At 67.5% G+C, this 14,329-nt stretch carries 12 protein-coding genes; 9 read left to right on the top strand and 3 right to left on the bottom strand.

The window, feature by feature from the left end; translation table 11 throughout:
- Window positions 1–104 precede the first annotated feature (104 nt).
- From ACIHFB_RS08745 to ACIHFB_RS08710, 8 genes are all read left to right on the top strand, one after another.
- On the top strand, window positions 105–1,265 hold the full coding sequence (locus ACIHFB_RS08745; protein WP_400126041.1) for a mandelate racemase/muconate lactonizing enzyme family protein: 1,161 nt from the start codon (window positions 105–107) through the stop codon (window positions 1,263–1,265).
- Entirely contained in the window at window positions 1,262–2,266 is a 1,005-nt protein-coding gene (locus ACIHFB_RS08740; RefSeq protein WP_400126039.1) for a zinc-binding dehydrogenase, read from the top strand. Before ACIHFB_RS08745 ends, ACIHFB_RS08740 begins: the two co-directional genes overlap by 4 nt.
- Window positions 2,267–2,376: 110 nt before the next feature.
- The gene (locus ACIHFB_RS08735; RefSeq protein WP_365278537.1) at window positions 2,377–3,345 is read left to right on the top strand and encodes a hypothetical protein; all 969 of its coding nucleotides are present in this window, start codon (window positions 2,377–2,379) and stop codon (window positions 3,343–3,345) included.
- 140 nt (window positions 3,346–3,485) lie between these two features.
- Window positions 3,486–4,595, top strand: a complete 1,110-nt coding sequence (chvE, locus tag ACIHFB_RS08730; RefSeq protein ID WP_400126037.1) for a multiple monosaccharide ABC transporter substrate-binding protein — start codon at window positions 3,486–3,488, stop codon at window positions 4,593–4,595.
- A gap of 36 nt (window positions 4,596–4,631) precedes the next feature.
- A complete protein-coding gene (gene mmsA / locus ACIHFB_RS08725) occupies window positions 4,632–6,182 on the top strand; it encodes a multiple monosaccharide ABC transporter ATP-binding protein (protein ID WP_365278543.1) in 1,551 nt (516 codons plus the stop codon).
- Complete coding sequence (mmsB, locus tag ACIHFB_RS08720) at window positions 6,179–7,423, top strand: multiple monosaccharide ABC transporter permease (protein ID WP_365278546.1); 1,245 nt, start codon at window positions 6,179–6,181, stop codon at window positions 7,421–7,423. The genes mmsA and mmsB overlap by 4 nt, the downstream gene beginning before the upstream one ends.
- Before the next feature lie 133 nt (window positions 7,424–7,556).
- A complete protein-coding gene (locus ACIHFB_RS08715) occupies window positions 7,557–8,702 on the top strand; it encodes an aldose epimerase family protein (RefSeq protein WP_400126034.1) in 1,146 nt (381 codons plus the stop codon).
- A 162-nt stretch (window positions 8,703–8,864) separates the two neighbouring features.
- Window positions 8,865–10,421, top strand: a complete 1,557-nt coding sequence (locus tag ACIHFB_RS08710) for a pyridoxal phosphate-dependent aminotransferase (protein WP_400126032.1) — start codon at window positions 8,865–8,867, stop codon at window positions 10,419–10,421.
- A 9-nt stretch (window positions 10,422–10,430) separates the two neighbouring features.
- On the opposite strand, the gene ACIHFB_RS08705 is transcribed toward ACIHFB_RS08710, so the two are convergent.
- Window positions 10,431–11,405, bottom strand: coding sequence for an arabinan endo-1,5-alpha-L-arabinosidase (locus tag ACIHFB_RS08705; RefSeq protein WP_365278555.1), 975 nt, complete (start codon window positions 11,403–11,405; stop codon window positions 10,431–10,433).
- A 257-nt stretch (window positions 11,406–11,662) separates the two neighbouring features.
- Here ACIHFB_RS08705 and ACIHFB_RS08700 point away from each other — a divergent pair, with 257 nt between their 5' ends.
- Complete coding sequence (locus ACIHFB_RS08700) at window positions 11,663–12,442, top strand: intradiol ring-cleavage dioxygenase (RefSeq protein WP_365278558.1); 780 nt, start codon at window positions 11,663–11,665, stop codon at window positions 12,440–12,442.
- 59 nt (window positions 12,443–12,501) lie between these two features.
- Here ACIHFB_RS08700 and ACIHFB_RS08695 read toward each other — a convergent pair whose 3' ends face one another.
- Together ACIHFB_RS08695 and ACIHFB_RS08690 are read right to left on the bottom strand one after the other, a co-directional pair.
- Window positions 12,502–13,158, bottom strand: coding sequence for a DUF4360 domain-containing protein (locus ACIHFB_RS08695; RefSeq protein WP_365278561.1), 657 nt, complete (start codon window positions 13,156–13,158; stop codon window positions 12,502–12,504).
- 161 nt (window positions 13,159–13,319) lie between these two features.
- Window positions 13,320–14,231, bottom strand: coding sequence for a sulfite exporter TauE/SafE family protein (locus ACIHFB_RS08690; protein WP_365278564.1), 912 nt, complete (start codon window positions 14,229–14,231; stop codon window positions 13,320–13,322).
- Window positions 14,232–14,329 lie beyond the last annotated feature (98 nt).

Genomic DNA, 14,329 nt, shown 5'->3' with positions numbered 1-14,329 from the left:
CACTCCGACCACCCCATCCTTACTGTCACGCCAGCATTTCGAACGTGTGCCGAAATATCGAACACATCAGAACCGAGCCGACGACGCAGCAAGGGGCAACTGCCGTGCGCATCACCGGAATCAGCACTCACGTGGTCGGGACGCCCTGGCGCAACCTGACGTACGTCCAGGTGCACACCGACGAGGGCATCACCGGAGTCGGCGAGACCCGGATGCTGGGCCACACCGACGCGCTGACCGGCTATCTGCGGGAGGCCGAGGCCAATCACATTCTCGGTTCCGACCCGTTCGCCACGGAAGACCTCGTACGCCGGATGAAGTACGGGGACTACGGCCGGGCCGGCGAGATCGTCATGTCCGGGATCGCCGTCATCGAGATGGCCTGCTGGGACATCAAGGGCAAGGCGCTCGGCGTGCCCGTCTGGCAGCTGCTCGGCGGCAAGGTCACCGACAGGGTCAAGGCCTACGCCAACGGCTGGTACACCACGGAGCGGACGCCGGAGGCCTATCACAAGGCCGCCCTGGAGGTCATGGCCCGCGGGTACAAGGCGCTGAAGATCGACCCCTTCGGGACCGGTCACTTCGAGCTGGACCACCAGCAGACCCTGTACGCCGTCTCGCTGATCGAGGCCGTACGGGACGCGATCGGGCCGGACTCCGAGCTGATGCTGGAGATGCACGGCCGGTTCTCGCCCGCCACCGCCGTCCGGCTCGCGCACGAGCTCGCGCCCTTCAAGCCGGCCTGGCTGGAGGAGCCCGTGCCGCCGGAGAACCTGAAGGCGCTCGAAAAGGTTTCGGCGAAGGTCGACATGCCCGTCGCCACCGGTGAGCGCATCCATGACCGCATCGAGTTCCGCGAGCTCTTCGAGAGCCAGGCCGTCGACATCCTCCAGCCCGACGTCGGCCATATCGGCGGCATTTGGGAGACCCGGAAGCTCGCCGCCACCGCCGAGACCCACTACATGCTGGTCGCCCCGCACAACGTCGGCGGCTCCGTGCTCACCGCCGCCTCCCTCCAAGTCGGCTTCTCCACCCCGAACTTCAAGATCCTGGAGCACTTCAACGACTTCGCCGACGCGGAGATCAAGAAGGTCGTGAAGGGGGCGCCCCAGGTCGTGGACGGGTACTTCGAGATCTCCGACGCGCCCGGTCTCGGTGTCGAGCTCGACACCGACGCCGCCGCCGAATTCCCGCAGCAGCAGGCCCGGTTCGACCTGTGGGCCGAGGGCTGGGAGCAGCGCAAGCCGAAGGGTTCGCAGGAGTGAGCACGGCCGTCGTCATCGAGGCGCCCGGCGAGCACCGGCTCGTCGAGCACACCCCGCGCGAGCCGGGTCCCGGCGAGGCGCTCGTCAAGGTGCACGCCGTGGGGATCTGCGGCAGCGACCGCGAGGTCTATCAGGGCAACCGGCCCGAGGGGTACGTGCGTTACCCGCTGACCCCCGGTCACGAGTGGTCCGGCACGGTCGAGGGGGTCGGCGCCGGAGTCCCCGGCTCCCTCGTCGGCCGCAAGGTCGTCGGTGAGGGCTTCCGGAACTGCCAGGTGTGCGACCGCTGCCACGCGGGCGAGACGACCCTGTGCTCGGCCGGCTACGAGGAGACCGGGTTCACCGAGCCGGGCGCGATGGCGGACACGCTCACGCTCCCGGCCCGGCTCCTGCACGTCCTGCCGGACGCGGCCGACCTCACGGCGGCGGCCCTCCTGGAACCCGCCGCCTGTATCGCGGCCGCCGCGCTGAAGGCCGACTCCCGGCCCGGGGAGCGAGTCGCGGTCGTCGGCACCGGCACCCTCGGCATGTTCGCCGTGCAGTTCCTCAAGGCGGGCTCGCCGGCCGAGCTGCTGGTCGTCGGCACCCGCGGCGACCGCGAGGCGCTGTCACGCCAGTACGGCGCCACCGACTTCCGCACCAAGGACCAGCAACTCCCCGGCGACTTCGACGTGGTCATCGAGACCGCCGGGTCCGCGTCCGCCGCGCGCACCGCCGCCTCCCTGCTCAGGCGCGGCGGACGCCTGGTCCTGACGGGCATCCCGGCACCCGGCGCCGAGGGTCTCGACCCGACGGATCTGGTCGTACGGCAGCTGGAGGTGCACACCGTCTTCGGGGCGCCGCCGGACGCCTGGGCGCACACGGTGCGGGTGTTCGCCGCCGGGCTGCTCGATCCGCTGCCCCTCGTCACGCACGAACTGCCACTGGCCGAGTTCCCGCAGGCCGTCGAGCTGGTCGGGTCCGGTGATCCGAAGGTCGGCAAGGTACTCCTTCGCCCCTAGTCGTACGCCGGTACGGGGGCGACCTGACGGTCCCCGTACCGGCGTACCCCCAGCTTTTCCCACCCAGAGCCGCGAACTCCGTCCGATATATCGAACACGAAGGACAGCTTGTGACCGACGCTTCCGAACCGGCAGCCCGTCGACCCGGTGAGCAGGCCCTCACCGCGCTCGGCCTGGGTGCGCCCGCCCCCGACCCCGCCGACGCCTCGCCGCACTCCTTCCCCGGCGGCGGCCGCTGGCGCACCGAGATCCCCTCGTGCGAGGGTCCCGAAGCGCTGGCCGTGGTCCTGAAGGAGTCCTCGCGGCTCGATGTGCCGATCCACCGGATCAGCCAGGGCAGCGGGGTGTGGATGCTGACCGATGCCGAGATCACCGAGATGGTCGAGGCCACCGAAGAACGCGACATCGAGCTCTGCCTGTTCACCGGTCCGCGCGGGACCTGGGACATCGGTGGGTCCACCCGGACCGACTCACGCGGGGGCGGTGCGCGCGCCCGTGGCCATGACGGCGTCGCCGGCTGCGTCGAAGACGCCGTCCGGGCAACGGAGTTGGGCGTCAAGTGTCTGCTCGTCGCCGACGAGGGTGTGCTGTGGACCCTGCACCGGGCGCGCACGGCGGGCATCATCCCGGCCGACACCACCCTCAAGGTCTCCGCGCTCATCGGACCGGTCAACCCGGCCGCGTACGCGGTGTTCGAGAACCTGGGCGCCGACTCGATCAATGTGCCCAGCGATCTGACGCTCGATCACCTCACTGAGATCCGGCGGGTGTCGGCGGCTCCCATGGACATGTACATCGAGGCCCCCGACGATCTCGGCGGTTATGTACGGATGTACGAGGTCGCCGAGTTGATCCGGCGCGGCGCACCCATCTACCTCAAGTTCGGTCTGTCGAAGGCCCCTGGGATCTACCCGTACGGCCATCACCTGCGCGATGTCACCCTCACCACCGCCCGGGAACGGGTGCGGCGGGGACGGCTCGCCCTGGACCTGCTCCAACGACACGGAGCGGACGGTGACATGGCGCCGCTCGGCTCCCGACTGCCGGGCGCACTCCGTCGTTTCGAAACACCCTCATAACGTTCCGGGCGTCACCTCTTCACAAAAGCAGACGCAGCCGAACACAATCCCACACACCCTCTTCTCGGTCGTACGGCGTATCACCCCAGAGGGTTCCGCAGCACCAGACCGAGCCCGTACCGACATCAAGGATGATGATCATGCGTACTCACCGAGCCGCACTCGCAGCGATAGCCACGGCCGCCTCCCTCGCCCTCACCCTCTCTGCCTGCGGCCAGAGCGGCGAGGGCGGCAGCGAGGAGGACTCCGGCGGCTCCGAGGGAGCCACCATCGGCATCGCGATGCCGACCAAGTCGTCGGAGCGCTGGATCGCCGACGGAGACAACGTCAAGAAGGAACTGGAGTCCAAGGGGTACAAGACCAAGCTGGTCTACGGCGAGGACGACCCCGACCAGCAGGTCTCGCAGATCGAGAACCTGATCACGCAGGACGTGAAGGCGCTGATCGTCGCGGCCATCGACAACAAGTCGATGAACAACGTGCTCCAGCAGGCCGCCGATGCCAACATCCCGGTGATCTCCTACGACCGTCTGATCCTCGGCACCGAGAACGTCGACTACTACGCCTCGTTCGACAACGAGAAGGTCGGCGAGCTCCAGGGCAACTACATCGTCGAGAAGCTCGGCCTGAAGGACGGCTCGGAGAAGGGCCCGTTCAACATCGAGCTGTTCGCCGGCTCCAACGACGACAACAACACCCGCTACTTCTTCGGCGGCGCGATGAAGGTGCTACAGCCCTACATCGACAAGAAGCAGCTCGTCGTCCGCTCCGGCCAGACCGCGCTGACCCAGGTCACCACGCTGCGCTGGGACGGCGGCACCGCACAGAAGCGCATGGACGACATCCTGACCTCGGCGTACAAGTCCGAGCGGGTCGACGCGGTCCTCTCGCCGTACGACGGCATCTCCATCGGCATCCTCTCGGCGCTGAAGTCCGACGACTACGGCTCCAAGAGCAAGCCGCTGCCGATCGTCACGGGCCAGGACGCCGAGCTTGCCTCGGTGAAGTCGATCATCGCGGACCAGCAGTCGATGACCGTCTTCAAGGACCTCCGCGAACTCGCCAAGGTGGCCTCGAACATGGTCGACGCGGCGCTCAACGACAAGAAGCCCGAGGTCAACGACACCAAGACGTACGACAACGGCTCGAAGGTCGTCCCCGCCTACCTGCTGGAGCCGGTTGCCGTCGACAAGGCCAACTACCAGAAGGAACTCATCGACTCCGGCTTCCTCAAGGAAAGCGACCTCTAAGACAACCGCCGCACCTAGGGATTGGAAGGCACGACCATGGCGGGACCCGTCCTGGAAATGCGCTCGATCGTCAAGACCTTTCCCGGCGTCAAGGCGCTGTCGGACGTCACTCTGACCGTCCAGCAGGGCGAGGTCCATGCCATCTGCGGGGAGAACGGCGCCGGCAAGTCGACCCTGATGAAGGTCCTCTCCGGCCTTCATCCGCACGGAACGTACGACGGTGAAGTCCTCTTCGAGGGAGAGGTCTGCAAGTTCAAGGACATCAGGGCCAGTGAGCATCACGGCATCGTGATCATCCATCAGGAGCTGGCCCTGATCCCCTACCTCTCCATCGCGGAGAACATCTTCCTCGGCAACGAGCACGCCACGCGCGGGATCATCAGCTGGACCGAGACGCTGAGGCACGCCACCGAGTTGCTGCGGCGGGTCGGTCTCGGCGATCACCCCGACACCCGCGTCGCCGACATCGGTGTGGGCAAGCAGCAGCTCGTGGAGATCGCCAAGGCGCTGTCGAAGAGGGTGAAGCTGCTCATCCTGGATGAGCCGACCGCCGCCCTGAACGACGAGGACAGCGGCAAACTCCTCGATCTCATCCTGGAGTTGAAGAAGCAGGGCATCACCTCGATCATCATCTCCCACAAGCTCAACGAGATCCGCAAGGTCGCCGACTCGGTGACGATCCTCCGCGACGGCCACACCATCGAGACACTGAACGTGAAGGCCGCGGAGACCACAGAGGACCGGATCATCAGCGGCATGGTCGGCCGCGACCTGGAGCACCGCTTCCCGGAGCGGACGAAGCACGACACCGAGGTGGGCGCCGCGGCAGCTCTGGAGATCCGCAACTGGACCGTGCACCACCCGATCGACCAGCAGCGCAAGGTCGTGGACGAGGTGTCGCTGTCCGTGCGGCGCGGGGAGATCGTCGGTATCGCGGGCCTGATGGGCGCCGGGCGCACCGAACTCGCGATGAGCGTCTTCGGGCGCACCTACGGCCGGTACGCGGGCGGCTCGGTCTTCAAGGACGGTCGTGAGATCCGTACGAAGACGGTGGCGGAGGCCGTGAAGCACGGCATCGCGTATGTCACCGAGGACCGTAAGCACTACGGCCTCAATCTCATCGACACGATCGGCCGGAACATCTCGCTCAGCGCCCTGAGCAAGGTCTCCAAGCGCGGGGTCGTCGACGAGCACGAGGAGCGGCAGGTCGCCGAGGGCTTCCGCAAGTCCATGAACATCAAGGCGCCGACCGTCTTCGAGCCGGTGGGCAAGCTGTCCGGCGGCAACCAGCAGAAGGTCGTCCTCAGCAAGTGGATCTTCGCGGGTCCGGATGTGCTGATCCTGGACGAGCCGACGCGCGGTATCGACGTCGGCGCCAAGTACGAGATCTACACCGTCATCGACCAACTGGCCGCGCAGGGCAAGGCGGTGGTCTTCATCTCCTCCGAGCTGCCGGAACTGCTCGGTATGTGCGACCGCATCTACACGATGGCCGCGGGCCGGCTGACCGGTGAGTTCTCGCGGGCCGAGGCCTCACAGGAATCGCTGATGCGTCAGATGACCAAGGACAAAGAGGTAACCCGATGAGCACGGATGTGACCGCCAAGACGCCGGCCCCCGCGCCGCCCGGCAAGGGCGGTTCGACCACGGGCGACGGCCTGTTGCAGCTGATCCTGGACGGCATGCGCCGCAACATGCGGCAGTACGGCATGCTGATGGCCCTCGGCCTGATCGTGGTGCTGTTCGCCGTGTGGACGGACGGCGACCTGCTGCTGCCGCGCAACGTCTCCAACCTGGTACTCCAGAACAGCTACATCCTGATCCTGGCGATCGGCATGATGCTCGTCATCATCGCGGGCCATATCGACCTGTCGGTCGGCTCGTTGACGGCGTTCATCGGCTCGATGGCAGCCGTGTTCATGGTCAAGAACGACCTGCCATGGCCGGTCGCCGTCATCCTGTGCCTGGCCATGGGCGCGGTCGCGGGCGCGGCACAGGGGTTCTTCATCGCGTACGGCGGCATACCGTCGTTCATCGTGACCCTCGCGGGCATGCTGATCTTCCGCGGTCTGACCGAGATCTTCCTTGAGGGCCAGACGCTGGGCCCGTTCCCGGAGGGGCTCCAGAAGGTCGCCAACGGCTTTATGCCCGAGGTCGGCCCGAACACCAACTACCACAACATCACGCTGTTGTTGGGCATCGGCCTGATCGCGTTCGTGGTCTTCCAGGAGTTCCGTGACCGCCGGCGCCAGCAGGAGTTCGCCCTGGAGGTTCCGCCCACCAACCTCTTCCTGCTGAAGCTGGTCGCGATCGGCGCGGCCATCCTCACGCTCACGATGCTGCTCGCCAGCTACAAGGGCGCCCCGATCGTGCTGCTCATCCTCGGTGTGCTGCTCGTCGGCTTCGGCTACGTCATGCGCAACGCCATCATCGGCCGCCACATCTACGCGATCGGCGGCAACCTTCCGGCGGCCAAGCTGTCGGGGGTCAGGGACAAGAAGGTCACCTTCCTTGTCTTCGTGAACATGGGCATGCTCGCGGCCCTGGCGGGTCTGGTCTTCGCCGCCCGCTTCAACGCGGCCTCGCCCAAGGCCGGTCTGAACTTCGAGCTGGAGGCGATCGCCGCCTCGTTCATCGGCGGCGCGTCGATGAGCGGCGGTGTCGGGACCGTCCTCGGCGCGATCATCGGCGGTCTGGTCCTGGGTGTGCTGAACAACGGTATGAACCTCGTCGGCATCGGCACGGACTGGCAGCAGGTCATCAAGGGCCTGGTTCTGCTGGCGGCGGTCGGGTTCGACGTGTGGAACAAGCGCAAGGTCGGTTCGTAGGCAAGGGGTCGCCGGGGTCGTGGGGCGGCTGCCGGACGGTTGTGGCCGGCCGCGCCCGCGCGGCGGAGCCGCATATGGATACCGCCCCGCGCCCCTGGCGGCATTGCCCAACTCCCATTCTTGGAGCCGCTGCATGGAGCTGAACAGACGCACGCTCATAGCCGGGGCCGCGGCCGCCGGTATCACCGCCACGACCATCGGCACCGCACACGCCACGGGAGGCAGGAAGCCGGTGAAGTCGCTCTTCGGCAAGCTCGCCGACGGCACGAAGGTCTACAGCTGGTCGCTGGAGAACGGGGGGACGCGGCTCAAGGTCCTCTCCTACGGCGGCATCGTCCAGTCCCTGGAGATCCCCGACCGGCGCGGCCGGTACACCAACGTCTCGCTGGGCTTCGACAACATCGAGGACTACGTCGCCAAGAGCCCGTACTTCGGCGCGCTGATCGGCCGTTACGGCAACCGCATCGCCAAGGGCAAGTTCACGCTGGACGGCAAGAACCACCAACTCTCCGTCAACGACGGCGAGAACAGCCTGCACGGCGGTGCCCAGGGCTTCGACAAGCGGGTGTGGGACATCGAGCCGTTCACCAAGGGCTCGGACGTCGGTCTGTACCTGCACTACACGAGCGTCGACGGCGAGATGGGCTACCCCGGCACGCTGAAGTCGAAGGTCACCTACACCCTCACCCGGCACGGTGACTGGCGCATCGACTACGAGGCCACCACCGACAAGGCCACCGTCGCCAACCTCACCAGCCACGTCTACTGGAACCTCGCGGGTGAGTCGAGCGGCACGATCTACGACCACGAGCTGTCCATCGCCGCCTCCCGCTACACGCCGGTCGACTCGGGGCTGATCCCCACGGGCGAGCTGGCGAAGGTCGCGGGCACCCCCTTCGACTTCCGCTCCACCAAGACGGTCGGCGAGGACATCCGCGTCGCCCACCAGCAGCTGCTGTACGGCAAGGGCATCGACCACAACTGGGCGCTCGACAAGGGCATCACGGCGAAGCCCGAGCACGTCGCCACGCTCCGCGACCCGTCCTCGGGCCGCACCCTGAAGATCGCCACGACCGAGCCGGGGCTGCAGTTCTACTCGGGTAACTTCCTCGACGGCAGCTTCGCCGGCACCGGCGGCAGCGTCTATCGGCAGGGCGATGCGCTGTGCCTGGAGACACAGCACTTCCCGGACTCGCCGAACCAGCCGTCGTTCCCGTCGACAACGCTCCGACCTGGGCAGACGTACCGATCGACGACGGTTCACTCGTTCGGCTCGTGACCCTGCTTCACAGTAGCTTCACAAGTTTTCATCGAATCCACAGCGGTTGAACAGCGCCACACAGGCATCCGTATCTAAAGGTGGCCCGCGCTCCCCCGCGCGGGCCACCCAAAGACGACGGGCCCGGTCGTCCCCACCGGGCCCGCCCCATACGGAGGTTCCATGGCCGAGAACGTCACCTCGCTGTTCCGCAGCACGGCGGCGCACAGCCCGTCGATGGCGGCGCTGACCCGCGAGGGCGGCGAAGGGGCCGGTCCGATCGACTTCTGCATCCCGTGCAACCCGTACTTCCCGACGCCCGCCATGTTCGACGACATGGCGGGCCGGTTGCGCGACATCATCACCTACTACCCCAGCAGTGCCGACACAATCACGTCCGAGCTGTGCAACCTCCTGCAACTCCCGCCGCAGGCCGTCGCGATGGGCAACGGTTCGACCGAACTCATCACCTGGATCGACCATCTGATGGTCCGCGAGTCCCTCGCGATCCCCGTCCCCACCTTCGGCCGCTGGACGGACCAGCCGATGGAGACGGGCAAGCGGGTCGACATGTTCCCGCTCCAGGAGTCCAGCGGTTTCGCCCTCGACCTCGCGCAGTACGCCGAGTTCATCCGGGCCCGCGGCACCCGCGTCGCCGTCATCTGCAACCCCAACAACCCCGACGGCGGCTTCCTGCACCGGCACGCCATCACCCAGTTCATGGACGCGATGGCCGACCTCGATCTGGTCGTCATCGACGAGTCGTTCCTGGAGTTCGCCGACGCCGAGGCCGAGCCCAGCGTCGTCCAGGAGGCGATGCTGCGGCCCAACGTGATCGTGCTGCGCAGCCTCGGCAAGAACTTCGGTCTGCACGGCATACGGTTCGGCTATCTGGTCGCCAACCCGTCGCTCGCGGGCCGGGTCCGCTCGATGCTGCCGAAGTGGAACCTCAACGCCTTTGCCGAGCACGTGGTGTTCATGCTGAAGAACCACGGCCAGGAGTACATGCAGAGCCTGCACCAGGTGCGCCGCGACCGCCTGGACATGGCCAGCCAGCTCTCCTCGCTGCCCGGCCTCACCGTCTACCCCTCCCAGGGCAACTTCCTCTTCGTACGCCTTCCCGTGGGCGCCGAAGGCACCGTGGTCCGGGACCGGCTCCTCACCGAGCACCGGATCCTGGTCCGCGAGTGCGGCAACAAGATCGGTTCGTCCAGCCGCTTCCTGCGACTCGTGGTGCGCCCTCAGGTCGACGTGCGTCGCCTGGTGTCCGGCCTGGAACAGGTGCTCTACGGGACCAGGAGGGGAGCCGCCGTGCCCGAGCTGGGTACAGGGACCAACTACAGCTCGGGTACGGCGGCCGTGGACCGACTGGTCGGCGCGACGAACGGGGCCGGTATGCAGGGCCTCGCCGCGGCGGCCACCGGCCATATGCCGCAGCCGATGCCTGCTGCCGCCGCGGCGTACCCGCAGCCGACTCCCGCGCCGCCCGCTCACTACCCGGCTCCGGCGCCCATTCCGGCCCCGGCCCCGGCCCCGATCCCGGCTCAGTACCCCGCACCCGCGGCGGCTTCGGCCGCCCAACCCCAGCCGGCGGGCCCCACCCCGCCCGGTGTCCCGGCCCGGGGCGGTCTCACCGCCGCCCAGGTCCGGGGCACCAACGGCCTCACCCCCGCGCCGGCCTCGGGCTGGCCCAACGCCCAGAGCTGGCCGAACGCGGCGGGGATGGGACAGGTCGGGTAGCGGCACCGCTCAGTAGGCGACGGGCCATCCGCTGCTCCAGTTCAGAAGGTTGATCCCGAGTTTGGGTGTGCCGTTGTCCTGGCCGTCGTAGTAGTGGTAGACGATCAGGTCCCCGTCGACGTCGTTCATGATCGACTGGCCGCCGGGGCCGATGTACCGGCCGTGGGACTCCAGCACGGGCGTCCCGCCGTTGTTCATCATCGCGACGCCGCTCCGGTCGTGGTACGGCCCGGTGACGGAGGTGGCCCGGCCGACCTTGACCTTGTACGTCGAACCGGTGCCGGCGCAGCAGGTGTCGTACGAGGCGAAGAGGTAGTAGTAGCCGCCCCGCTTGACGATGTACGGCGCTTCGACGGCCTTGGTGCCGGTCGGGCGGGAGGCGAGCGAGTAGCGGGTGGTGTTGGAGGAGAGCTGCTTCCCGGTGGACGGGTTGATCTGGATCATCTTGATCCCCGTCCACCAACTGCCGAACGACAGCCACCACTTGCCGTCACCGTCGACGAAGAGGTTCGGGTCGATGGCGTTGTAGTCGCTGGACGAGCCGGACGTGTAGACGGTCCCCTGGTCGGTCCAGCTGCCCGGCTGCCCGGTGGTGGAGGTGGCCAGCCCGATGGCCGAGGTGTTCGAGCCGAACTTCGAGACGGAGTAGTACAGCAGGTACTTGCCGCCGTGGTACGAGATGTCCGGCGCCCAGGCCTCCGGGACGGAGGAGTACGTCGACCACCAACTCGGGCGTGAGGAGAAGGCGTCGGCGCCCGCACTGAAGGCGATGCGGTTGCCGGATGTCTTGTTCGCGATGCCGCCGCCGGTGGCGTACAGCAGGTACTGGCCGGACGAGGTGCGGATCATCGTCGGGTCGTGCGTGACGACGGAGCCGGTGACGGTGCCGGGGTTGGGGTAGGCCGAGGCGCTGGACGGGATGAGGGCCAGCAGGACGGCGGCGGGGACGGCGAGAAGTGCGGTTCTTCTGGAGGTGCGGCTCATGCGGGTCCTCCTTGCGGGTGGGGGGGCTCACCGCGGCGCGGAGCCCTCGATGTCCGGTATTTCGAACCTTGCTCGCAAGTTCGAACGGGACCGTAGAATCGAACCCTTTGCGCGTCAACGGTCCGCACACAACCGGCGTCGACCTCCGTCGAATCGAAGCCGAATCGAAGCGGCATGTCCGGCAAGTAACTTGACGGGCACTCACTTTGCCCAACTGACAGCTCACCGACAGAGTCCACCCCTAATCTGCCGTGCTCATGACAGACGTATCTTCAAGAGGCACAGCAGAGGCAACCCCCACCCCGATCGGGCGCCGCACCGTACTGATCGCCACCGGCGCCACGGCCGCAACGCTGGCCGTGGGCGCCGCCGCCGCGCCTGAAGCCCCCACAGCCCAGACGGCCCCCGTGGCCGCCGCGGCCGTCTGCACGCTCACGAAGGAGATGACCGAAGGCCCCTACTACCTCGACGGACAGCTCGTCCGGGCCGACATCAGCGAGGACAAGACCGGTATCCCGCTGGAGCTCACCCTGACCGTCGTCGACGACGACACCTGCGCGCCGCTCAACAACGCTCTCGTTGAGCTCTGGCACTGCGACGCCCTCGGCGAGTACTCCGGCTTCGTCGGCAACAACGGCCACGACGAGCCGGACAACGGCAAGTTCCTGCGCGGCGGCGTGCTCACCGGGACGAACGGCGTCGCGGCCATCACGTCCGTGTACCCCGGCTGGTACCGGGGCCGGTGTGTACACATCCATGTGAAGGTCCACACCGATGTCACGCTCACCGCCGACGGCTCGTTCACCGGCGGCCAGGAACTCCACACCGGCCAGCTCTTCTTCGACGAGACGATCACGGCAGGAGTCGGCGCGCTCGCCACGTACGCGGCCAACACGGTGCCCCGCACCACCCTCGCCCAGGACGGGATCTACGACGACGGAGGCGCCGCGTCCGGCCTCCTCACCCTCACCGCTCTGGGCAGTTCCCCCTCCGCCGGGTACGCGGGGACGCTGACCCTGGGAGTGGAGAGCAGCTGACCCGACCGGCAGGAAGGCCGCGCCCGGCTCCCCAGCGGGCGCGGCCTCGCACGTGCGGGTTACTTGGCGGGGCACTCCTGCCACGCCAAGTGATAGGTCGTGCTGATGTCCCCGTCGATCGAGTCCATCGTCATGAAGCTGGTGCTCCCCGCCGTCGACGTCCCCGCACTCACCCGCAACTCCGTGTTGATGTTGAAGTTGCGCTCGACCCCACAGGGCGACCAGACGATCTGGGCGTACTCCGTCTCGTCCGTGGCCTGCCAGTTGTCGTTGTACAGGCCGCTGAACGTGTGGGTCTTGGACGATGTGTTCGACGAGCCCTGGAAGTAGTACGAGGCCTTCTGCACGCCGGTCGCTCCGCGCTGGAGCGAGGCGAAGCCCCGGTAGTCCGCGCTGGCGATGCCGTACGTGAAGCCGCCGGGGACGTGGACGATCAGGTTGAGCTGGCAGTTCTTGCGGAACGCCGTGGGGTCGCTGTTGGCGCCGACCTGGGCGAGGTAGTCGCTGTAGGTGACGGTGAAGGCGGTGTTGTCCGCGGAAACGGCCACCGCGGCCGTGCCCAGCGGACAGCCCGAGCCGTTCACGGTGGCGATCTTGATGACGACCTTGTCCGTGGGCGGGTCGTCGAACGAGGAGGTCGGAGCCGCGTGCGCGGGCAGCGTGGCCATGAGCAGAGCGGCCAGTGCGCCGCCGCTCAGCAGGAGTCCACGAGACATGTCTCTCCTAAGGGTTGGGGGGTGGCTGTGCCTCCGACCTTCGTTGACTTTTGAAGAACCTGTGAGGTTTCTGTGAAGACGGGAGGCGTTCGCATCGTACGAGCCGTAGGCGCGGCCGTAAGGGTGAACTCCAGCCATTCACAACCCAGTTGAGCGCGACCTCAGGCGCTGACCGGCTGCGGCTCCGCGGTCTGGTCGGTCTCCGCCGCCTTTTCCTTGCGGTAGGCGCGGATCGAGTAGGCCAGGGCCGCGGCCCACACCGCGTACAGGACGACGTACACAACCGTGCTCAGCGGGCCCGACGCACCGATCCAGTCGCTCTTCAGCAACGTACGGACGTTGGTCACGATGATCACGCCGCCGACCGCCGAACCCAGGACCCGCGGCGGGACCAGGCGCACCAGCCACGCGGCGATCGGCGCGGCGATCAGGCCGCCGATCAGGAAGGCCGCCACCCACAGGAAGTCGACGCCCTGCGAGCCGAGCGAGAACAGGAAGCCGAGGCTCGCGGCGACCGCGACCAGGAACTCGCTGGTGTCGATCGAACCGATGACCTTACGGGGCTCCATTCGCCCGCTGGCCAGCAGCGCGGGCGTACCGACCGGACCCCAGCCGCCCCCGCCGGTCGCGTCCAGGAACCCGGCGACCAGACCGAGCGGCGTCAGGAACCGCCTCCGCAGCGGCTTGCCCAGCTGCCCCTTCGGCAGCCCCCGGAAGGTGAACCGGGACATCACATAAAGACCGAGCCCGAGAAGGATCAGCGACATCACCGGCTCGGCGACCTCGGTCGACAGCGTGGAAAGAACGGTCGCGCCCAGAAAGGCACCCACCGCCCCCGGCACACCGATCTTCGCCACGACCTTCCAGTCCACATTCCCGAACCGCCAGTGCGAGGCCCCCGACATCAGCGTCGTACCGATCTCAGCAAGGTGCACGGTCGCCGAGGCCGCCGCCGGGTTGGTCCCCATCGCAAGCAGCAGCGTGGTCGAGGTCACGCCGTAGGCCATACCGAGGCTGCCGTCCACAAGCTGGGCACCAAGTCCCGCGAGGGCGAGCAGAATCAGCGTGCGCATACGGTCGGTCCCGTCTTCCCGAGGATCCCTACCGGGTTGGTAGGGATGAACAGGAAGGGATGCTAGGGCATCAAGCTGAGGAGACCCTGAGAGCAGTC

Origin of the sequence: Streptomyces sp. NPDC051963 (genome assembly GCF_044593495.1) — a bacterium.
In the GTDB taxonomy this organism is placed as follows: domain Bacteria; phylum Actinomycetota; class Actinomycetes; order Streptomycetales; family Streptomycetaceae; genus Streptomyces.
The sequence above is the reverse complement of the archived record's forward strand: the minus strand, read 5'-3'. Positions and strand labels throughout refer to the sequence as shown.